Below are 20,084 nucleotides of genomic sequence, written 5' to 3'. Positions count from 1 at the left end.
TTAAAACAGTATCTGCTTAGGTACTATTAATCCCGGTCGCGGCTTAGTTTACTAAACAACAGTGGGTTTTCATTTAGCTCGGCAGTTTCGCGCCTATGCTTAATTATATGTAAAGCTGTAAATAAAGCCTCACGGAATGATACTTCTGATGCAAGGTTCTTGCCGGCGATATCATAAGCCGTCCCATGATCCGGCGAGGTGCGTACAAAACTTAAACCTGCGGTGTAATTAACGCCGGTTTCAAAAGCTATCTGCTTAAATGGTATCAAACCCTGGTCGTGATACATAGCTAATACAGCATCAAACTGCAAGTAGGTTCCATTGGCAAAAAAGCCGTCGGCAGAGTAGGCGCCAAAGGCCAGTATATCATGCGTACGCGCTTCTTCAATAGCGGGGATAATGACCTCTTGCTCCTCAGAACCTATCAGGCCGTTGTCGCCGGCGTGAGGGTTAAGGCCCAGAACGGCAATTTTCGGCTTCCGGATCCAGAAATCATTTTTTAAGCTTGTGTTCATCAGCTGCAATTTCTTTACAATTTTATCTGCAGTAATGGTTTGTGCAATTTTAGCAACCGGTATATGGCCGGTAACTACGCCAACACGTAACGAGTCGCTTACCAAAAACATCAGCGATTCATCTTTGCTGTCGCGATGCTGTAAATATTCCGTATGGCCGGGGAATGCAAAATCTTCGTTCTGGATGTTGTCCTTATTTATTGGGGCGGTAACCAGGCCGTCGATGTGGCCGCTTAACAGATCATCAGTAGCACGTTGTAAAGAAGCAAATGCATATTTCCCGCCTTCGGCTGTGGATTGTCCCATATCAATACGCACATCCTCTTCCCAGCAATTGATCATGTTGGGTTTACGATTATGCGCTTCCTGGGCATTATCAACTGCAGTAAAATTAAAGTCGTTAAGATGGGTGGCTTTGCGGTGAAACGATGCTACTTTGGTATGACCGTAAACTACCGGTGTACAGTAATCATAAATACGTGAGTCGGACAGGGTTTTGATGATGATCTCAAGCCCGATGCCGTTTATATCTCCTATGCTGATGCCAATTTTAGGTTTGTCGCTCATTTTTGTATCGTCCCGTTTACTTCTCCAAAGTTATGCGGCAGGTTAGACCACTGTTTGAGAAATGCTATTTGCTTTGGTTTTTAGGTCCTTAGCTTTTGCTTAAAGTGCAAATTAAAAGATTTTCAAGTTATTATTCCTGATAAAAGCACAATATGCCGTAATTTGTATGATTAATTTAGGCAAATGAGCTTAGTACGGGCAAAAAAACATCTTGGGCAACACTTCTTAACCGATAAAAATATCGCTTCAAAAATTGTTGAGAGCTTACGGCCTGATAACGGTTACAAGCAGGTGCTTGAGGTTGGCCCAGGCATGGGCATTCTGTCCGACTTCCTCCTGCAAAAAACGGATTACGAAGTTTTCCTGATCGATATCGACACCGAGTCATATAATTTCTTACAAAAAAAATACCCGCAATTGGGCAGCAAGCTTATCAATGCCGATTTCCTTGAACTTGATTTTAAAGCGTCATTTGATGAAAAAATGGCGGTAATAGGAAATTTCCCCTATAACATCTCTTCGCAGATACTTTTTAAGATATTGGATAACCGCGACCAGGTAGTTGAGGTTGTGGGCATGTTCCAGAAAGAAGTTGCAGAACGTTGTAACGCCAAAGCAGGCAGTAAGGAATATGGCATCCTAAGTGTATTTCTGCAGGCTTATTATAAGGTAGAGTACCTATTCACCGTAAAAGCAGGTGTATTTAATCCACCGCCTAAAGTATTATCTGCCGTAATTCGATTAACGCGAAATCAAACCGCTTCCTTAAATTGCGATGAAAAGCTTTTCTGGCAGGTGGTAAAGGCCGGCTTTAACCAACGGCGTAAAACATTGCGCAATGCATTGTCATCACTCATCAATAAAGAAAAATTGGCCGAAAATACAACGCTTGATCTTCGGGCGGAGCGGTTAACGGTTGATGATTTTGTGAAGTTGACCAACGAGATAGCGGCAAATCGCTAATCTATTTTAATGATCATCTTCGGATCGGGATACTGCTCTTTTACTTTATTGGCCATACGCTTTACAAACAGATAGTTGGCTGTACCACCAATGGCTGCGCCAATAACGGGCACCAAGCGCTCTGCTGTACGTACACCAAAGGCAAGCAATATTTTCTCGGCCACGTTTTCCATCATGGTTTTGCTTACGGCTACGCCAGTTTCAATCTTGAATGAAGTAGCAACTAAAGACATAAATTCGTCAAACCCTATTTTATAGCTGCCGCGGTTAGCGTACATCACGGCCATGGTAACCCTGAATTGCTGGGTTATCAGGTTAACAAAATCGATTGGCATCCCTATCAGCATCGTAAAAAAACCGCCGGTACCTGCAACCGCACCCGATCCTGCTGCCATTAAGGCACATTGATTGATAAATTTATCAAGTCCCATCGTATCTACGCCTCTTTTAACGCTTAGCTGGTCAATACGGTCAAATATGCTTCTGAAACCGCCTTCAGATAGCTTTTCTGAGAAGTGTTTAATTTGCTTGCGGGTGTTTTTAAAAGGTATAATGCTCATGGTAAGCAATATTGCCATTTACGTGCCAGTTTTCAGCTTTACACCAGTCATCTCTAAACCGGCAGCGGGTAAGTTTGTAAGCACTTTTGTACTTTTACCGCAAAACATAAAGCATTGAAAAATCACATCCTTATTGTAGACGATCTGCACCCTGCTTTTATGGAGCAGGCGCAGGCCCTGGGGTACACCATAGATTACCAGCCTGACATGAAACTTGAAGGTGCCGCCGAGATCATCAATAATTACGATGGGTTGGTTATCAGATCCAAGTTTCAGGTGGATAAAGCATTTTTAGACCTGGCTACCAACCTGCGCTTTATTTGCCGGGCGGGTGCAGGTATGGATAATATTGATGAAGACTACGCCATTTCAAAAGGCCTTATCTTAATCAACGCACCCGAGGGCAACCGCGATGCTGTTGGTGAGCACGCAATGGGTATGTTGCTATCATTGATGAACAACCTTAACCGCGCTGATGCCGAGGTAAGGGATGGCAAATGGCTGCGCGAAGAAAGCCGCGGCTATGAACTTAAAGGCCGTACAGTTGGTATCATCGGCTATGGCAATATGGGGCAGGCTTTTGCTAAACGCCTGTCGGGCTTTGATGTTGAGGTAATTGCCTTCGATAAATACAAGACCGGCTTTAGCGACAGGTATGCACGTGAGGTTAGCATGGAGCAGATTGTAAAGCATAGTGATGTGCTAAGCCTGCATGTACCACTGACGCGCGAAACAAATCGTATGGTTGATGATGAGTATTTTTTCCATTTCAGGAAACCGATATTCTTTTTAAACCTTGCCAGGGGTAAGGTAGTTAAAACGCAGGCGGTGCTTAATGCCATAAAACAAGGTAAAGTGCTTGGCGCGGGGTTGGATGTGCTTGAAGTAGAGAAATTTCCTGCATTAGCCGAGCAGCCATGGTTTGATGAATTGCGCGCAAATGGTAAAGTACTGCTTAGCCCCCATGTTGGCGGATGGACCTTTGAAAGCTACCGAAAGATAAGCGAAGTAATGGCGCAGAAGTTAGGCGAGATAGGCTTAGCCTGATCGGCAGGAAACAGAAATTTCGGCCTAAATAATTTGGATTGTAAAATTTAAAAACGTTATCTTCGTTTTAATACCAAACAAGATCATGGAGACGCTGTCCCGTGGTCTTGTTTGTTTTTATGGCCGAGCGCTCTTCTATCCGGAAAGTAGAGGGGCGGTTTTTTTTGGCCCGAAACGAACATTTATAGACTTAATTATACTGTGTTATGGCAGATGTTTCATACTATACCAAAGAGGGTTTAGAAAATTTAAAAGAAGAATTACAGCAATTAAAAACTACCGGTCGTGCTAACATAGCCAAGGCTATTGCCGAAGCGCGTGATAAAGGCGACTTATCTGAGAATGCCGAGTACGATGCTGCCAAAGAAGCGCAAGGCTTGCACGAAACTAAAATTGCAAAGCTTGAAGAAACGCTATCAAACGCACGTTTGTTAGACGAGTCGAAACTGGATACTTCTAAGGTGTTGGCGCTTTCTATCGTTAAGATAAAAAATATTAAGAATGGCGCTACCATGAGCTACCAGCTGGTATCAGAAAGCGAAGCTGATCTTAAAGCCGGTAAAATTTCGGTAACGTCTCCAATCGCAAAAGGTTTATTAGGTAAATCTGTCGGCGAGAAAACGGAGATCCAGGTGCCGGCCGGTAAAATGGAATTTGAGATACTGGAGATCACAAGATAATTATTGAATTACAGAATTATTGGATTATTGATTAACCCAAATCAGTAATTCAATAATTCAATAAATCAGCCACTCATCATGTCTACCATCTTTTCAAAAATTATTGCAGGCGAAATTCCGGCGCATAAGGTTGCCGAAACAAATGAGTTTTTAGCCTTTTTAGATATCAGCCCGTTAGCAGAGGGGCATGTGCTTGTTATCCCCAAAAAAGAAGTGGACTATCTGTTTGATATAGATGACGAGACCTATTTGGGCTTGCAAATGTTCGCCAAAATTGTGGCCAAGGGCATAAAGAAAGCAATTCCCTGCAAAAAAGTAGGTGTTGCTGTTATAGGCCTCGAGGTACCTCATGCACATATACATTTGATACCGATGAACCGCGTGGATGATATGAACTTTGCGCGCCCTAAGTTATCACCAACCCAGGAAGAGCTTGCCGCAACGGCAGAAAAAATTACAGAAGCGCTGAAGGAAGTAACGCATCGCGATTAAAGGCTACGTTATTAGGGAGTGTGTGAAGTGCCTACCAGTTATTCTGAGATAAATTCAGGATGACGGATGTGGTGAAACTCATGTCCCGGAATTATATCTCCACAATTTCCTTCTTTTTTTTGGTACGAAGGCGTTTAGGTACAAACTCCAATATCTCATTCTTAAGGGCCTCGATCATGCGCCGCTTTAAGTAGTTGCGGTGCATTACAATACTTACTTCGCGGGCAGGCTCGGGACTTTTGAAATAGCGTACGCGGTCGCGTTGTTTGTCGGTCATCTCGGCAAGTGCAAGCTCTGGTAAAATGGTGGCGCCGTTGTTCATGTCAACCATCCGTTTAAGCGTTTCTACGCTGCCGGTGTTATATTCAAAATGCTGAAAGCCCTTTGTAGCTTTGCGGCGCTGGCAAATATTTAATACCTGCTCGCGCATACAATGGCCCTCATTCAATACCCATATTTCCTCCATGTCAATATCTTCAGGAGTGATGGTTTTCTTTTTGAACAGCTTACTGCTTTTTGATGCATAGGCAACAAAGTTTTCATAAAATACGGGTATCTCGGTAAGCGCGCTTTCGTTAAGCGGGGTTGATAGCAGGCCACAATCAAGCGTTCCCAATTTTAACTGCTGGATGATCTGTTCTGTAGTTTGCTCCCAAACAATGAGTTTAACCTGCGGATATTTTTCAATAAAGCTGTTTAAAATTTTAGGCAGGATATAAGGTGATATGGTGGGGATAATGCCAACCTTTAACTCGCCCGAGAGTTCTTTTTGCCTGTCGGTAACTATTTCTTTTATCTTCTCGCTTTCGGCGATCAGTACGCGAGCCTGTGCTATAATTTCTTCGCCTATTTCGGTAGGTATAACCGGCTGTTTGCTACGGTCGAATATTTTTACGCCGAGTGTATCCTCAAGCTTTTGCACCTGCATGCTCAGCGTGGGCTGCGTTACATAGCATTTATTGGCTGCAGCAACAAAACTACGGTAGGTATCAACGGCAACTATGTATTCAAGCTGTGTTATGGTCATATCAACAGGTTCTATACAAATATAGAAACAGCATTGATTTTTTCTATCAGATTTAAACAAAAAGCCGCTCGGCGCGGCTTTACATTATTTCTTCTTTTTTCCTTTTGCTTTAATGCAATTTGGTACTTGTCTGCCTTTTTTCTTCTTCATGCCTGCCATCTTATATCCGGCCCAGCATGGTCCTTTTTTACCTTTTGCTGCCATAGTTGTATGTTTTAGTTAAACACTTAATGCAACTACCGTTCCATAAAATACCAAAGCCCGACTTTTCAGGTCGGGCTTTGGTATTCAAAATTATGCGGATTATTGAACCTGGAACATGTTATTAAAGCTACCGCCATCTGGATAGTAACCGCTGATCACCAATCTGTCGTTTTTAAGGTTGGTGATCGCCTTGTCAATATCATCAATGCTATTGATCGGCTGCCTGTTAATTGATGTGATGATAGAACCTACAGGTATCTCAGTATCATCAAACATACCACCACGGCGAACTTGAGTAACTAATACACCGGAGTTAACACGGAACTTAGCCTTTTGCTGTGCATTCAACGGTTGGAAGCTTGCGCCCAATTTGTTGAACAATTCTGCAGCTGATTTAGATACGCCAGCAGTTTTGTTTGCAGGCGCATCTGCTTTAAGCGTTACAGTAAAGTTTTTCTCTGCACCGTTGCGTAACACAGTAAGGTTGATTTTATCGCCAGGCTGTAAGCGTGCCACACGCTCTTGCAGATCTGATGATTCGTAAACAGTATTACCTTCAACCTTGGTGATAATATCACCCTGTTTAATACCGGCTTGCTCTGCACCACCACCGGCCACCAGGCTGTTAACATATAAACCGTTTGTTTTATCGCTGTTAACTTGTTTCGCAGCATCTGGATCGCTCAGATCAGCAAAGCCAATACCTACGTAACCACGTTTAACCGAGCCGTATTTTTTAATATCGTTCAATACCTTTTTAGCAAGATTGATAGGAATGGCAAAGCCATAACCCTCGTATGAACCGGTATGTGATGCAATCGCAGCGTTAATACCGATAAGCTCACCATTTGTGTTTACCAACGCACCACCGCTGTTGCCAGGATTAATGGCAGCATCAGTTTGAATGAACGACTCAATGCCTTTTTTTAGCGTAGGCGTTTCTTGCTGGCGTACCGGATACGGACTGTCTTCATCATCCTCGCGGCCAATAATACCAATACTGCGGCCTTTAGCGCTCACAATACCGGCTGTAACGGTTGAGGTTAATTTGAATGGATTACCAACAGCCAACACCCATTCGCCAACTTTAACTGCATCAGAGTTGCCCAGTTTTACAATAGGCATGTTAGTGGCGTTAATTTTAATTAAGGCAAGGTCGGTATTAGGGTCGGTACCAATTACTTTAGCCTCAAAGCTTCGGTGATCGTTAGTTACGATCTGTATTTTCTCAGCTTTGGCCACCACGTGGTTATTGGTAACAATGTAACCATCAGGCGAGATGATCACACCGGAACCAGATGCCATTTGCGGGCCTTGCGGGCGCATACGGCCGCCGCCAAACATTTGCCCAAACATTTGCTCAAAAGGATCACCGCTGCCACCATCAGATGATTTGCTTGCGTATGTGGTACGGATATACACAACTGCCGGCGTAGCTTCAGAAGCCGCCTGTGTAAAATCAGGCAGGCCTGCAGATGATACCATGGTGCTTTTTTCAGGATTGCTCGCAAAATAAACTTTTTGCTTATCCTCAATGCTCATGTTTTGGTCGTACTTATTCTCAACAAACTTATACGCCCCCAAAGCAAGAGCCCCGCCTGCAAAGGCGGTTAATAATGTTAAACCAAACTTTCTCATATTATTATTCACTTTCTTAAATACTACGTTCTGTGACCTTACAGGTTCAAATTTAATACCATATAGACGAATTTATGAACAATAAGGTATGTGTAATAATGTTAAATATTGTTAAATACACATAAACTCTCTGCTATATTTGTTTGTGGTTAATTTTTCAAATCAATATCTATCATTTAAGTTTAACAGTGAAATTAAATTTTTTTAAATACCAGGGTGCAGGCAATGATTTTGTGCTGATCGACAACCGTGATAATACGGTACAAAATATTGATAAAGAGCAGGTTGCGTTATTGTGCGACAGACGTTTCGGTATTGGTGGTGATGGGTTGATGCTACTGGAGAAAGAGCCTGGCTTCGACTTTAAAATGGTTTACTATAATGCCGATGGAAACGAGGGTAGTATGTGTGGTAACGGTGGCCGTTGCATTGTAGCTTTTGCGAAGCATTTGGGTGTTATTACATACACGACAAAATTTCTTGCTACTGATGGGGTGCATCATGCCAAAATTTCAGATGGCGGCGAATGGGTAAGCCTGCAAATGATAGATGTTGAAGAGATAAATAAAGATGGCGAAGCATTTGTATTGAACACCGGCTCACCGCATTATGTGAAAACAGCTGCAGATCTTGCTGTTAAGGATGTTTACAACGAAGGGCGTGCTATCCGCAATAATACCACGTACAAACAAGAAGGCATCAACGTAAATTTTGTTGAGCCTGAAGGCGATGGTTTTTTTGTTCGCACATTTGAGCGGGGCGTAGAAAACGAAACCTATGCCTGCGGAACCGGCGTAACCGCTGTTGCCTTGGCGATGGCCAAAAAGAATGGTCAGTTTGGTACCATCAACACACCCATAAGAGTGCTGGGCGGAAACATTAATATACGCTTCGATCACGATGGCGAGCGGTTCAGCAACATATTTTTAGAAGGCCCCGCTAAGCTGGTTTTTGAGGGACAGATAGAAATTTAATTTTCTTTAAAATCTTTTTGTTTCCTGGTCGTCTTGCTGGTATATGCCAGATACGGTAAAATTAAGCGTGATATTAACAGGAGCCACCGGGCTTGTTGGTGAAGGGGTTTTGTTAGAGTGCCTTGCCCATCCATCAGTAGAAAAGGTTTTGATGGTGAACCGTAAGCACTTTGATATGCAGCATCCCAAACTGCAGGAACTGATAGTGCCTGATTTTATGGATCTCCACGAAGTGGAAGATATCCTGAAAGGTTACAACACCTGCCTGTTCTGTGCCGGAATTAGTTCCAACGGACTGAACGAGCAGCAGTATAGCCACATCACTTACGATATCACCATGAACTTTGCTGAAGCCCTGCTTAGCGAAAATCCCGACATGGTGTTCAATTTTGTATCAGGCGCACATACCGATAGTACGGAGAAAAGCCGAATGATGTGGGCCCGTGTAAAAGGCAAAACGGAGAACGCCCTGCTTAAGCTCCCATTTAAAAGTGTTTATACCTTTCGCCCGGGCTTTATGAAACCTACAGACGGGCAGAAAAATGTGAAAGGCTATTACAAGATCATTTCTTCATTATACCCATTACTCAAACTTCTTTTCCCAAGCGCAGTACTTACTATGAAAGATGTAGGCAAAGCCATGATCAATGCTGCTATCCGCGGTTATTATAAGCATGTGTTAGAGGTAAAGGATATAAAAACGCTGGCGGCGTTGTAGCTTAAATAAACCTGTCATTCTGAGCGATAGCGAAAATCTGATTGTGTAGCTGTTCTTTTCAATAATAGATACTTCACACACGTTCAGCATGACAGCTATTATGTTATATGGTGATGAACCCAACGCGTACATCCGCTAAACGATTATGAGTTACTGCCATTCCTAACAAGGCATTGATTAGACCATCGAAACGTTGTTAACAATTTTTCGCTTAAAAATTTTTGAGTGCAGATTTTTTAATTTACGTTTGAATTTTTTCTTGTCGTAGCTTCCATTAATTTTTTACCGGAAAAACTGAATGCTACGCGTAGACAGCACAAAGCCCTGCCAGATTATTTATGCCATTGCCCGGCACGATTACCTTTCTTACGTGATCGAACCGCATGTGGTGCAGCTAAACCCAAACGGCGAGTTTTCGTTTACGCATCAACGCCTTTTCTCAAATACCGCCGAAGAATTTGCTTCATGCATTGACGATACCGACCGCAAGCTGATAAAAATACTGGAGGATATTGAGCAAGGCAACATCATTAAAAGATTCCATAAAAAGCCAATACGCCCGTTTGAGTTCTTCGGAAAAATATTTAACGATCAGCTTTTCGATATCATTCGGCCCAAAATAGAGAAGAAGATCGTAGAGGCGCTAAGCTTGTTAGGGAATAAGGAGATCTACCTGATGAGTAAAGAAGGCTATCCTGCCGGCCGTAAGCTGCATATAGCTGCCGAACCTGCTTCGGTGCTGTTCCATTTTAGGCGCAGCGATGATGAGATACGCTACTTCCCAACCATCAAGTATCAGGGCATGCGCATCGAATTTATGTTTAAAGATGCCGAGATCATCTGTAACCACCCGGCATGGATGCTGCTGGATGATACCCTTTATTACTTCGACAAGGATATTGAAGGGAAAAAGTTACAGCCGTTTTTAAACAAACGATACATCTCCATCCCAAAATCATCAGAACATTCCTACTTCGAAAAATTTGTTGCGCCGCTGATTGAAAAGCACAATGTTTATGCAGAAGGTTTTACCATCAATACCGAAAAATACGATGCTATTGCTTGTGTAAAGCCTATTTATGTAGAAGGTGGTACCTCGCAACTACAGTTGTACTTTAAATATGCAGGCTATATTTTCCCTTACGGGGATGGCAGGCATGTATCTGTACGAATGGAAAAGACCGGCGATGATTATCTTTTCCATCGTATTAAACGCTCAGTAACATGGGAGAAAGGTAAGTTACAACTGCTGGAGAACATGGGCCTGCAAACAACCTCTTCGTTATTCCAGAACCTGGAGGTGACTTCAAATGACGAGGAGTCTGATCGGTCTTTCCCGATCTTTGAATGGCTTAATCAGCACCACGATGAACTGATTGAGAAGGGTTTTGAAATAGAGCAGCCCGATGGGCAAAAACGTTACGTTTTTGGTAATACTAAAATTGACCTGGAGGTAAGCGAAAATAACGATTGGTTTGATATCAATGCCGTAGTGTTTTTTGGTCCGTATCGCATTCCGTTCATTCAGTTAAAAAATCATATCCTTAATCGCAAAAAAGAATTTTTGTTGCCAAGTGGCGAGATAGCCGTGATCCCCGAGAGTTGGTTTGCGCAGTTTGGTAATTTGCTGCATTTTAGCGAGGGGGGTGAAGAATTAAAACTGCGACGCCACCACTTGGGGTTGATCAATGATATTTCGGGTGGCGAAATGGCGGAAGTGGCCATGAACCGCAAGCTTCAAAAGCTTACTGATTTTGAAGAGACCGAAGACGTACCAATGCCGGTAAACTTTGCCGGCAGCCTGCGCCCTTACCAAAAAGCGGGGTATAACTGGTTCCATTTTTTAAAGAATTTTCATTTTGGCGGATGCCTGGCCGATGATATGGGTTTGGGTAAAACCATACAGACCCTTGCGCTGCTGCAAAAACATAAAGAAGATACCGAGGCGGAAGGTGGAAAAAGTACATCGCTTATTATAATGCCTACTTCGCTTATTTACAATTGGCTTAACGAAGCTAAGAAGTTTGCACCACAGCTGCGTATCATGGTGCACACGGGCGCTTTCAGATATAAATCGGCAGAGGTGTTTGCCAATTACGATCTGGTGATAACTACCTACGGTATCAGCCGGATAGACATTGAAATGTTTAAGGCCTACTTTTTTGAGTATGTGATATTGGATGAAAGCCAGAATATCAAAAATGCCTCGTCAAAATCTTTCCAGGCGGTTAGGCAATTGAAATCGCGCTTCAAGCTGATACTGAGCGGAACACCAGTAGAGAACACGGTGAACGACCTTTGGACACAGATGTCATTCATTAATCCCGGTTTGTTGGGCTCTCAACAGTTTTTTCAAAATGAATTTGTAACGCCAATAGAAAAAAAGAAGGACGAGGAGAAAGCACGCAAGTTGCAGGCTATTATCAAACCGTTTGTACTTCGCCGTACAAAAGAGCAGGTAGCGACCGAACTGCCGCCGAAAACCGAGAACCTGTTCTATTGCCAGATGAGTGAAGAGCAGGCAAGTGTATACGACAAAGTAAAATCAGAATACCGTAACGAATTATTGCGCAGCCTTGAGGATGGTACTTTTGCAAAAACGCAGATACAGGTATTGCAGGGACTGATCAAACTTCGGCAGATAGCCAACCACCCATCCATGATAGATGCGGAATATGAGGGCGACAGCGGTAAGTTTGAGAACGTAACCCACACCCTTGCCAATGTGCTGGATGGTGGGCATAAAGTGCTTATATTCTCCCAGTTTGTAAAACAGTTAACCATTTACCGCGAGTATTTTGAGCGTGAGGGTATACCATATGTGTACCTTGATGGTGGCACGCAAAACCGCGGCGATGTTGTGCAGAAATTTCAGCAGGATAAGAAAACGCAGATCTTTCTCATCTCTATCAAAGCCGGTGGGGTCGGCCTCAACCTTACAGAAGCCGATTACGTGTTTATCCTGGATCCATGGTGGAACCCCGCCGTGGAGCAGCAAGCTATTGACCGCACACACCGCATAGGCCAAACCAAGAACGTATTTATCTATAAATTTATCACCAAAGATACCGTGGAAGAAAAGATCCTTGCCCTGCAGCAACGCAAACTCAGCGTGGCGCGCTCGTTGATCACCACCGAGGAAAGCTTCATCAAATCGCTTTCGGCAGATGATATAAAAGAGATATTGGGATAAGCCGGATCATGCTCCTTTTTGTATTAGTAATGAATTAGTTATTCGCTATTCGGCTATTTCGCGAGATATGCCTGATTGTTGAATTAGGGTGCCTTTTATAAAATCATTAACTCGTATTTGAGTGCTACAACCGTACGACAACTGTTCGATAACGAACGGTTTTATAATCAATTGAATTTATAAAACTATGATTATCAGTTAATTGTAAAATCGGTTGAGTTTTGGCATAGGTGGTATCAATAAACATTACCACCATGACAACTTCAGTTGACAACCGCTTGCAAACACTTTGGGAAGGATGCCTAAGCAACGATCGTAAGCAACAAGAAATGCTTTACAAGTTATTAGCACCCCGAATGCTTGCCGTTTGTATGCGTTATGCACAAGATAAAGACGAAGCGCAGGATATCTTACAAGAAGGCTTTATCAAGATGTTTAAAAACATGGGTAATTACCGTGGCGAAGGTAGTTTAGAAGGCTGGATCCGCCGCATCATGGTGCACAGTGCAATCTCTCGTTATCGTAAAGCCAAAAGCGTTATGCTGGTTGATGATTTTGCAGAGCAAAACATACCTGTTAGTGTCAGCGATAATGGCAATAACCTGGAAACCAACGAGCTGATGAACATGGTACAGGAGCTGCCGGATACTTATCGTTCTGTATTTAACCTATACGCCATCGAAGGTTACTCTCACCAGGAGATTGGCAGCAAACTGGGCATGACAGAGCTTTTATCACGCACCACGCTTTACCGTGCACGCACTATTCTTAAAGAAAAACTATTGAAACTATCCCTTAGAGAACGTCACTGTTTGGCAGGATAAGAAGCCTCTCTCCCCGGGCCCTCTCCGAAAGAGAGGGAGATGAACATATCTTAATAAAAAAGGTGAGCAATAATTATTGCCCACCTTTTTTATTATCGTTTTGATATTTTCTATTCGAAATTCAGTGTTCGATATTTATAGATCTCCATCGAACACGTGATCTCTTCCCGATAGCCGTTGGGACACTGATCTCTACTTGTGTTTATTGCTCATATAAAACACCATATCACCGCCAGCCATTATCTGGTCGTGGGTAATGTTTAGACCGTTGAGCGGTTTACCGTTGAGGGTTATCTTTTGTACATAAACATTTTTATCACCCTGGTTTTTAACCGTGATATTGAAGGTTTTGCCGTTGCCGACCTGCACCACCGCACTGTTTACCGATGGGCTGCCGATAGCATAATCAACAGAACCCGGTGCCATTGGGTAGAAACCGATAGAGCTGAAAATGTACCATGCGCTCATTTGGCCGGTATCATCGTTACCACCCAAACCATCCGGAGTTGGTTTGTACATGCGTGGTAATATCATTCGGATACGCTCCTGGGTTTTCCATGGTTTATCCGTCCAGTTATAGAAGTATGCAACATGGTGTGATGGTTCGTTGCCATGCACATAGTTACCGATGATACCGTCGCGGGTAATGTCTTCTGTTTCTGCAAAGTATTTATCCGGCAGGTTCATGGTAAATAACGAATCCAGGTAGCGCACAAAGCGTTGGTTGCCACCCATCAGTTTGATCAACCCCTTCGGATCTTGCGGAGCAAATAAGGTGTAGTTCCATGAGTTACCCTCTATGAAACCCTCGTTTATGGTACTCAACGGGTCAAACTTAGCCCGGAAGGTACCGTCGGCCTTTTTAGGACGCATGAAACCAACGGTTGGGTCGTAAACATTCTTGTAATTTTCTGAACGTTTGATGAACTCATTATAAATATCGGTCTTGCCTAATTTCTTGGCCATTTGCGCGATAGCCCAATCATCATAAGCATATTCCAGCGTGTTTGATACCGATGTGCCGCTTCTTTCATCGGGTACATAACCTTTATCTATGTATTCACCAATGCCCTCGTAACTGCGTTTGCGGGCGGTAGTTACGCAAGCCTCTAAAGCTTTGTTGGCATCAAACGGAGCATTACCCTTTACCACAGCATCCGCCAATACGGCCACGCTATGATAACCGCTCATACACCAGTTTTCGTTAGCAGAGTTACTCCAAACCGGAAGCATGCCTTCCGGACTTTGGTCAAAGTGCACCAGCATAGATCTAACCATATCTGCATTGCGTTGTGGCTGTATAATGTTAAACAGCGGGTGTAAAGCGCGGTAGGTATCCCACAAGGAGAATGTGGTATAGTTGGTAAAGCCGTCAGCTTTGTGCACATTTTGATCGAGCCCTTTGTACTGGCCATCCACATCCATGTAAACGGTGGGGTTGATCATGGTGTGGTACATAGAAGTGTAGAAGTTTTGCTTCTTCTCTGTATTACCGGTAATGGTTATCTTCTCCAGCTCTTTCTCCCACTGTGCCTGTCCGTCGTTCTTTACTTTATCAAAATCCCAACCGGGTATCTCAGCCTGCATGTTAGCCAACGCACCGTCCATGCTAACCGGTGATAAGGCAAATTTGATCTTGATCTTCTCACCTTCTTCGGTTTTAAAATCGAAGTAGGCACGGATCTGCTTGCCGGCTATCTCCGGGAAATTTTTGCTTTGGTTAAATTTGCCCCAGAAACCACCGTAAACTTCTCGCTGGTCATATTTTTTAAAACCATGCTGGATGAACGGTTTAGAGAACTTCATGGCAAAGTACAGGTTGCGGGTACGTGCCCAGCCATTTGTTGACCGGTAACCAATTACGGTGCTATCGTTTATCAGTCTGACGTAAGTCCATACGTTTTTGCCGGGATAGTTGTAGATACCCGCCATCAGATCAAGTATGATATGCGCTTTGTCAGATTTAGGGAAAGTATATTGATGAAAGCCTACGCGCGTGCTGGTGGTCATTTCAGCCGTAATATTTGATGCATCCAACTTTACTTTGTAGTAGTTAGCTGCACTAACCTCGTTGGCATGTGAAAAAGCCGAACGGTAACCGCTGCCCGGTTTATCGGCCAGGCCGGGATTTAGTTTTAGCTCACCTGTTGTAGGCATGATCAGGAAATCGCCAAGATCAGAGTGGCCTGTACCGCTAAAATGTGTATGGCTAAAGCCTACAATGGTTTTATCTTCATACTGATATCCTGCGCAATATTCGTAAACCTTGGGGTTGTACTTGCCGTTTAGGTCATAACTTGCAGTATCTGTCTCAGGGCTTAGTTGCACCATCCCGAAAGGAACTGTAGCACCGGGATAGGTATGGCCCATGCGTTGGGTGCCGATAATAGGCTTTACATATTGTACCAGGTTTTCGTGTGCTTTTTGGGCAGAGGCCTGCATGCCCCAGCAAAGTAGCAGAGCGCCAAATAATTTTCTCATTTATTGTTTGGTATGTCGTTAAAACAGTTCAATAGAAAGAGCAAATATAAAATCGATAGGTTGGTAATTGATTATTTAATTAAATTTAAACAGCCAATTATTGCCATTATGGCGTAAATGTTACAGAATGTAACATCGGTATGCGATTTGTATCTAAATTGAAAAACACATAATACCCAAAACTAAAACACACACAACATGAAAAACTGGATCATTGCCATCGTAATTTTGGTAGTAATTGCCATGATAGGCGGTTGCAGCTATAACGGTATGGTAAAAAGCGACGAGGAAGTTAAAGGCAAATGGGGGCAGGTAGAAACACAGTACCAACGCCGCAGCGACCTTATCCCTAACCTGGTATCAACTGTAAAAGGCGAAGCTAATTTTGAGAAAAGTACCATTACAGCTGTTACTGAGGCCCGTGCAAAAGCAACCTCAATACAGGTAGACCCAACAAAGCTTACTCCTGAAGCTATACAGCAATATCAACAAGCACAAGGCCAATTAAGTACTGCTTTGGGCCGGTTATTAGTAGCATCAGAAAACTATCCCAACTTAAAAGCTAACGAGGCTTTCAGGAATTTACAGGTACAATTAGAAGGAACGGAAAACCGTATCTCTGTTGCCCGCCGGGATTTTAATGATGCTGTGCAAGCATACAACAGCAAAGTACGTGCGTTCCCTACCAACATAATGGCAGGTATATTTGGTTTCCCTGCAAAAGGGTATTTCCAGGCCGAGGCAGGATCAGATAAAGCGCCTAAGGTACAGTTCTAATCAATGGTTTAAGGATCGAATGGGTGAGTGATGGAATTGACATTACTCATTCGATCCTTTATATTCACTCATTCAGTCCCTCACAATTCACTCATTTACCCCATGGCCGTATTTACTGATGATGAACAGCAGCGCATACAAAAAGCTGTAGCCAATGCCGAGCGGCAAACCTCGGGCGAGATACGCGTTTGCATAGAGAAAACCTGCAGTGATGAGGTGCTTGACCGCGCCGCCAAATACTTTGCCCAACTGGAGATGCAAAAAACGCGACTACGAAACGGTGTATTGATATACGTTGCCACGGTAGACCGTAAATTCGCCATTATCGGAGATGCCGGGATCAACAAGGTTGTCCCTGTCGATTTTTGGGATACTACTAAAGAAGAAATGCTGAGCCAGTTTAAATTTGGTAACCTGGTTGAGGGAATTATTACCGGCGTTACCAAGGCGGGCGAACAACTTAAGCAATACTTCCCACACCAGGCCGGCGACAAAAATGAACTATCTGATGACATTGCCTTCATGGATGGCAACTAAGATCATATCGATGCTAAAAAAACTTTTTCTATCCGTTGGATTGCTGCTTTTAGTAGCAATAACGTTCGCACAGGATATACCGCAGCGTTCCAATACACTGATCACAGATTACACCAATACTCTATCGGAGAGCGATAAGCAAACGCTCGAGCGTAAACTGGTCGCTTACAACGATTCTACTTCTACCCAGATAGCGGTTGTTATGATGCAGTCGACCGGTGAATACGATATTAATCAGTATGCTACTGATCTTTTGCGCAAGTGGGGTATCGGTTCCAAAGAAAAAAACAACGGCGTGTTGGTTCTGGTAGCTTTGAAGGACCGTAAGATGGCTATCGCAACCGGTTACGGCGCCGAAGGCTCGCTTCCGGATATTACCACACAGGAGATTATCCAAAATGATATGAAGCCACGTTTTAGGGAGAATGACTATTACGGTGGGCTTAACGCAGCTACAGATGATATCATCAAAGCCATGCGGGGCGAATATAAATCAGACAAAAAGCCCGGCGGTAAAGATGGCGGCGGCTCAGCTTTGGCTATCATCATCATTGTGGTGGTTGTCCTTATCATCATCTTCCGCAGCCGCGGCGGCGGCGGTGGCGGCGGAAGGCGCATCATAGGTGGCCGCGGTGGTGCCGATCCTTTCTGGTGGTTCCTGGCAGGCAATATGCTCGGCAACAGCGGCCGTAGCAGCGGCAGCGACTGGGGCGGCTTCTCCGGTGGCGGTGGCGGCTGGGGCGGCGGTGATAGTGGCGGCGGCAGCTTTGGTGGGTTCGGCGGCGGAAGCGGCGGCGGCGGCGGTAGCAGCGGCAGCTGGTAGTTTTTGAGATAAAGAGAAAGGCGAAAGCCTTACTGTAAATACATTTAATAGACGCATATCATGCGTCTATTTTTGTTTGGCAACCTATATTTGCACCATGACTGAACTTACCTGGAAAACCTGCTCTTCCACCTATATACACAAAGGCCCATGGGCTACACTACGTACTGATAGATGCGAAATGCCTGATGGCCGCGTTGTAGAAGACTACTATGTGTTGGAATATCCTAACTGGGTAAACGCAGTAGCTATAACAAATGAGGGAAAAGTTTTGATGGTACGCCAGTATCGCCACGCGGCAAACATTGTATCATTGGAGATACCCGGTGGGGTGATAGACGAGGGTGAAGAACCCCTGGAAGCTATGCGGCGCGAATTACTGGAAGAGACCGGCTATCAGTTTGATGACATCGAATTATTGAACACCGTTTATGCAAATCCATCAACAGCTAACAACAAAACTTTTTGCTACCTGGCAAAGGGCGGCATAAAGGTACAGGAGCAGGACCTGGATGAGCACGAGCACATTGTGGTTGAAGAGTACACCATTGCGGAAGTGAAAAAACTACTGGCTAATAATAAAATAGCGCAGGCATTACATTGCACCGGGCTGTTTTATGCTTTAATGAAACTGGACGAATTACGCTAAGTGTTCACGTTCACGCCATGAACGCTTGTGAACGCCGTGAACACTGACCCGTCCTTAAGAAAGTGACCCGTCCTGAAAATAGTTTACAGTTCTCCTTTTTGCATTTTTTCCTGCGTTTCCTTAAGCCCGTAAGCTTTATCGCCAAGCCTGGTAACACCATCATTTACAACCGCCAGGGCCTGTTCTTTTTCGCCGAGCTTATAAAGTAACCTTGCATAAACATCAATGTACCAGTTGTTACTTGCGTCATTGCCTGTTGCAAAGGGTTTCGCCCACTGTATAGCTTCCGAATAGCATGCTTTATCGTTGGCAAAAAGCATTACATCGTTAGCATAAGTCATTATTTGATAATGGTTGTTTGCGTATTGTTTGTTGTACGTTGCAGCCTGTGCGGTGTAATTTGTCCAGTCGCTCAGATCACGATAATACTGTATCTTGGCTTTTAACAGCAATTCGTCGGCAGATGATGGATAAGCGTTTTTAAGTTTTGTGTATACATCGTTCCAGTCAATGCTTTTATTTACCTCGCCGGTGTAGGTGATCATTCCCCCTCTTTCAACTTTTTTACCGTTGATCCGCTCCATTGGCAATACAATCTCATCAAAAACTATTCTTCCAAACATCATCCTGCTCAATCCCGGATTGTTAACGAGTTGGTCAAATGCTTCTCCATTATCTACTAATATTTTAAAGCCAGGATCGGCAGATGCTTTAGTAGCAAACATGATGAATTCTGCATTCTCTTTAGTGAGAAGATCTTTTTGAGTAGACAAGTATTGATTTAGAACCTCAGGCGCCTGGCCATCCCAGCTTTGTAGCAAAGCTAAGCCGAACGTATGCAAAAAATCAGGGTTACGGTTACCCTCGGCATAGCGTTTCCTTAAATTGACCAGTTGATTTTTAGGATCCAGTCCGTTTTGCAATTTGGTTAAAAAGCTCTTTGCATCCGGCGAGCCGCCCACCATGCTATGTATGAGTTGCCCGTCAGGGCTATAAATAAGATATGTTGGGTAGGCCGCTACTTTAGCATCCTCTCCAATTTGTTTTACATCTTTATACCAACGTTTGGTGGTACTGTCATCTTGCTTTGTTTGATCAAACTGCAGGGCAACGCTAATAAACTTATCATTCAGGAATGAAGCTATTTCAGGCTGTGGTAACACTTCTTTTGCCATTACCTTGCACGGCACGCACCATGTTGTATAACAATCTACAAAAATATATTTGTTCTCTTTTTTGGCCTTTTCCTTTACCTGTGCCCAGGTAAGGTTATTTTGAAAATTTACGGCCTTTTCCTGCGCGTAGGAGAATGCCGTTGCTAACCAAAGGCCGATTGTAACAAGCAATTTCATAGGTGACATGTTTGGTTTATTGTAAAAATAGATGTTTTGTGATATAAAAAAATAAACTTGAGC

18 protein-coding genes are annotated in these 20,084 nt (G+C 43.7%); 12 read left to right on the top strand and 6 right to left on the bottom strand.

Translation table 11 applies throughout. The annotated features are described in order from the left end of the window. Nucleotides 1–26: 26 nt before the first annotated feature. Nucleotides 27–1,082, bottom strand: coding sequence for a 4-hydroxythreonine-4-phosphate dehydrogenase PdxA (gene pdxA / locus FPZ42_RS04420; protein ID WP_146269264.1), 1,056 nt, complete (start codon nucleotides 1,080–1,082; stop codon nucleotides 27–29). A 183-nt stretch (nucleotides 1,083–1,265) separates the two neighbouring features. Between pdxA and rsmA the strand changes: the two genes are divergently transcribed. Beyond that, nucleotides 1,266–2,045, top strand: a complete 780-nt coding sequence (gene rsmA / locus FPZ42_RS04415; protein WP_146269263.1) for a 16S rRNA (adenine(1518)-N(6)/adenine(1519)-N(6))-dimethyltransferase RsmA — start codon at nucleotides 1,266–1,268, stop codon at nucleotides 2,043–2,045. Here the strand turns inward: rsmA and FPZ42_RS04410 are convergent. Beyond that, nucleotides 2,042–2,623, bottom strand: a complete 582-nt coding sequence (locus FPZ42_RS04410; RefSeq protein ID WP_146269262.1) for a hypothetical protein — start codon at nucleotides 2,621–2,623, stop codon at nucleotides 2,042–2,044. The genes rsmA and FPZ42_RS04410 overlap by 4 nt on opposite strands. A 96-nt stretch (nucleotides 2,624–2,719) precedes the next feature. On the opposite strand from FPZ42_RS04410, the gene FPZ42_RS04405 reads away from it, so the two are divergent. From FPZ42_RS04405 to FPZ42_RS04395, 3 genes are all read left to right on the top strand, one after another. Then, nucleotides 2,720–3,652, top strand: a complete 933-nt coding sequence (locus FPZ42_RS04405) for a 2-hydroxyacid dehydrogenase (protein ID WP_146269261.1) — start codon at nucleotides 2,720–2,722, stop codon at nucleotides 3,650–3,652. Between the two features lie 206 nt (nucleotides 3,653–3,858). Then, the gene (gene greA, locus FPZ42_RS04400; protein ID WP_146269260.1) at nucleotides 3,859–4,332 is read left to right on the top strand and encodes a transcription elongation factor GreA; all 474 of its coding nucleotides are present in this window, start codon (nucleotides 3,859–3,861) and stop codon (nucleotides 4,330–4,332) included. A gap of 78 nt (nucleotides 4,333–4,410) precedes the next feature. Further along, entirely contained in the window at nucleotides 4,411–4,824 is a 414-nt protein-coding gene (locus FPZ42_RS04395) for an HIT family protein (protein WP_146269259.1), read from the top strand. A gap of 91 nt (nucleotides 4,825–4,915) precedes the next feature. Here the strand turns inward: FPZ42_RS04395 and FPZ42_RS04390 are convergent, their stop codons facing one another. Beyond that, nucleotides 4,916–5,851 (bottom strand): hydrogen peroxide-inducible genes activator, encoded by a 936-nt coding sequence (locus FPZ42_RS04390; protein ID WP_146269258.1) that lies wholly within the window; start codon nucleotides 5,849–5,851, stop codon nucleotides 4,916–4,918. Nucleotides 5,852–6,154: 303 nt separating this feature from the next. After that, nucleotides 6,155–7,693 carry a Do family serine endopeptidase gene (locus tag FPZ42_RS04385; RefSeq protein WP_186458677.1) on the bottom strand — a complete coding sequence of 513 codons (1,539 nt, stop codon included), beginning with the start codon at nucleotides 7,691–7,693 and terminating at the stop codon, nucleotides 6,155–6,157. A 188-nt stretch (nucleotides 7,694–7,881) separates the two neighbouring features. On the opposite strand from FPZ42_RS04385, the gene dapF reads away from it, so the two are divergent. From dapF to FPZ42_RS04365, 4 genes are all read left to right on the top strand, one after another. Continuing rightward, a complete protein-coding gene (dapF, locus tag FPZ42_RS04380) occupies nucleotides 7,882–8,667 on the top strand; it encodes a diaminopimelate epimerase (protein ID WP_146269256.1) in 786 nt (261 codons plus the stop codon). A gap of 67 nt (nucleotides 8,668–8,734) precedes the next feature. Next, nucleotides 8,735–9,385 carry an NAD-dependent epimerase/dehydratase family protein gene (locus FPZ42_RS04375; protein WP_261382219.1) on the top strand — a complete coding sequence of 217 codons (651 nt, stop codon included), beginning with the start codon at nucleotides 8,735–8,737 and terminating at the stop codon, nucleotides 9,383–9,385. Nucleotides 9,386–9,683: 298 nt separating this feature from the next. Beyond that, nucleotides 9,684–12,578, top strand: coding sequence for a DEAD/DEAH box helicase (locus tag FPZ42_RS04370; RefSeq protein WP_146269254.1), 2,895 nt, complete (start codon nucleotides 9,684–9,686; stop codon nucleotides 12,576–12,578). Between the two features lie 254 nt (nucleotides 12,579–12,832). Further along, complete coding sequence (locus FPZ42_RS04365; protein WP_146269253.1) at nucleotides 12,833–13,402, top strand: RNA polymerase sigma factor; 570 nt, start codon at nucleotides 12,833–12,835, stop codon at nucleotides 13,400–13,402. Between the two features lie 192 nt (nucleotides 13,403–13,594). On the opposite strand, the gene FPZ42_RS04360 is transcribed toward FPZ42_RS04365, so the two are convergent. Next, the gene (locus FPZ42_RS04360; RefSeq protein WP_146269252.1) at nucleotides 13,595–15,883 is read right to left on the bottom strand and encodes a GH92 family glycosyl hydrolase; all 2,289 of its coding nucleotides are present in this window, start codon (nucleotides 15,881–15,883) and stop codon (nucleotides 13,595–13,597) included. Nucleotides 15,884–16,081: 198 nt separating this feature from the next. Here FPZ42_RS04360 and FPZ42_RS04355 point away from each other — a divergent pair, with 198 nt between their 5' ends. The 4 genes from FPZ42_RS04355 (at nucleotide 16,082) to FPZ42_RS04340 (ending at nucleotide 18,669) form a co-directional block, all read left to right on the top strand. Continuing rightward, entirely contained in the window at nucleotides 16,082–16,660 is a 579-nt protein-coding gene (locus tag FPZ42_RS04355) for a LemA family protein (RefSeq protein ID WP_146269251.1), read from the top strand. 102 nt (nucleotides 16,661–16,762) lie between these two features. Next, the gene (locus FPZ42_RS04350) at nucleotides 16,763–17,197 is read left to right on the top strand and encodes a TPM domain-containing protein (RefSeq protein WP_146269250.1); all 435 of its coding nucleotides are present in this window, start codon (nucleotides 16,763–16,765) and stop codon (nucleotides 17,195–17,197) included. 10 nt (nucleotides 17,198–17,207) lie between these two features. Beyond that, nucleotides 17,208–18,020, top strand: coding sequence for a TPM domain-containing protein (locus FPZ42_RS04345; protein WP_146269249.1), 813 nt, complete (start codon nucleotides 17,208–17,210; stop codon nucleotides 18,018–18,020). A 97-nt stretch (nucleotides 18,021–18,117) separates the two neighbouring features. Next, entirely contained in the window at nucleotides 18,118–18,669 is a 552-nt protein-coding gene (locus tag FPZ42_RS04340) for an NUDIX hydrolase (protein WP_146269248.1), read from the top strand. A gap of 83 nt (nucleotides 18,670–18,752) precedes the next feature. On the opposite strand, the gene FPZ42_RS04335 is transcribed toward FPZ42_RS04340, so the two are convergent. Then, complete coding sequence (locus FPZ42_RS04335; RefSeq protein ID WP_186458676.1) at nucleotides 18,753–20,021, bottom strand: thioredoxin family protein; 1,269 nt, start codon at nucleotides 20,019–20,021, stop codon at nucleotides 18,753–18,755. Nucleotides 20,022–20,084 lie beyond the last annotated feature (63 nt).

Origin of the sequence: Mucilaginibacter achroorhodeus (assembly GCF_007846095.1) — a bacterium.
In the GTDB taxonomy this organism is placed as follows: domain Bacteria; phylum Bacteroidota; class Bacteroidia; order Sphingobacteriales; family Sphingobacteriaceae; genus Mucilaginibacter; species Mucilaginibacter achroorhodeus.
The sequence above is the reverse complement of the archived record's forward strand: the minus strand, read 5'-3'. Positions and strand labels throughout refer to the sequence as shown.

Bases quoted from the DNA above. Each gene is read 5' to 3' on its own strand.
- pdxA (WP_146269264.1), bottom strand. From the start codon at position 1,082: ATGAGCGACAAACCTAAAATTGGCATCAGCATAGGAGATATAAACGGC.
- rsmA (WP_146269263.1), top strand. From the start codon at position 1,266: ATGAGCTTAGTACGGGCAAAAAAACATCTTGGGCAACACTTCTTAACC.
- FPZ42_RS04410 (WP_146269262.1), bottom strand. From the start codon at position 2,623: ATGGCAATATTGCTTACCATGAGCATTATACCTTTTAAAAACACCCGC.
- greA (WP_146269260.1), top strand. From the start codon at position 3,859: ATGGCAGATGTTTCATACTATACCAAAGAGGGTTTAGAAAATTTAAAA.
- FPZ42_RS04395 (WP_146269259.1), top strand. From the start codon at position 4,411: ATGTCTACCATCTTTTCAAAAATTATTGCAGGCGAAATTCCGGCGCAT.
- FPZ42_RS04390 (WP_146269258.1), bottom strand. From the start codon at position 5,851: ATGACCATAACACAGCTTGAATACATAGTTGCCGTTGATACCTACCGT.
- FPZ42_RS04385 (WP_186458677.1), bottom strand. From the start codon at position 7,693: ATGAGAAAGTTTGGTTTAACATTATTAACCGCCTTTGCAGGCGGGGCT.
- FPZ42_RS04370 (WP_146269254.1), top strand. From the start codon at position 9,684: ATGCTACGCGTAGACAGCACAAAGCCCTGCCAGATTATTTATGCCATT.
- FPZ42_RS04365 (WP_146269253.1), top strand. From the start codon at position 12,833: ATGACAACTTCAGTTGACAACCGCTTGCAAACACTTTGGGAAGGATGC.
- FPZ42_RS04360 (WP_146269252.1), bottom strand. From the start codon at position 15,883: ATGAGAAAATTATTTGGCGCTCTGCTACTTTGCTGGGGCATGCAGGCC.
- FPZ42_RS04355 (WP_146269251.1), top strand. From the start codon at position 16,082: ATGAAAAACTGGATCATTGCCATCGTAATTTTGGTAGTAATTGCCATG.
- FPZ42_RS04350 (WP_146269250.1), top strand. From the start codon at position 16,763: ATGGCCGTATTTACTGATGATGAACAGCAGCGCATACAAAAAGCTGTA.
- FPZ42_RS04345 (WP_146269249.1), top strand. From the start codon at position 17,208: ATGCTAAAAAAACTTTTTCTATCCGTTGGATTGCTGCTTTTAGTAGCA.
- FPZ42_RS04340 (WP_146269248.1), top strand. From the start codon at position 18,118: ATGACTGAACTTACCTGGAAAACCTGCTCTTCCACCTATATACACAAA.
- FPZ42_RS04335 (WP_186458676.1), bottom strand. From the start codon at position 20,021: ATGAAATTGCTTGTTACAATCGGCCTTTGGTTAGCAACGGCATTCTCC.